Annotated in this window: 1 protein-coding gene; it reads right to left on the bottom strand. The window is 71.1% G+C overall.

Annotated features, from left to right (window positions below; translation table 11 throughout):
* Window positions 1-139 precede the first annotated feature (139 nt).
* Window positions 140-426, bottom strand: a 287-nt coding sequence (locus tag B7P34_RS36295; protein WP_223268636.1) for a hypothetical protein, incomplete at its 5' end; no start/stop codon positions are given.

Raw genomic sequence — 426 nt, forward strand, 5'->3', positions numbered from 1 at the left:
CGGCCACCCTCCCCGCCCTGCTGCACCTTCCCGTGCTCGTCGAGCACGACGGACGGCACGAGCATCGGGTCGCCCCGCCAGTGCCGGTTGCGCCACCACAACCGCAGACGCAACACCGCGGGCCGCTCTATCTCGCCGCTCACGGGGTCGGCCTCCACGCCTCGAGGTACCCGGCGTGATGCCGGTACCGGGACGCCACCAGCAGCAGCGTGCGGCATCCCCCGGACGCGACGATCAGACCGTCCCAGTCGTCGCAGATCTGGCAGCCGTGCGTCGCCTCGGGATCCCCGATCGTGCGGCCGAGATGGATGACGCTTCGTCCGGGGATCAGCTTGTGCTCTTCGAGGATCGCCCGGTCTACCTCCACCCCGGCCAGCGCGACACCGGGTTGCCCGCACGAGCACGGGAAGGTCGGATGCCGACCGT

The organism is Streptosporangium nondiastaticum, from assembly GCF_003011965.1.
GTDB lineage: Bacteria > Actinomycetota > Actinomycetes > Streptomycetales > Streptomycetaceae > Streptomyces > Streptomyces nondiastaticus.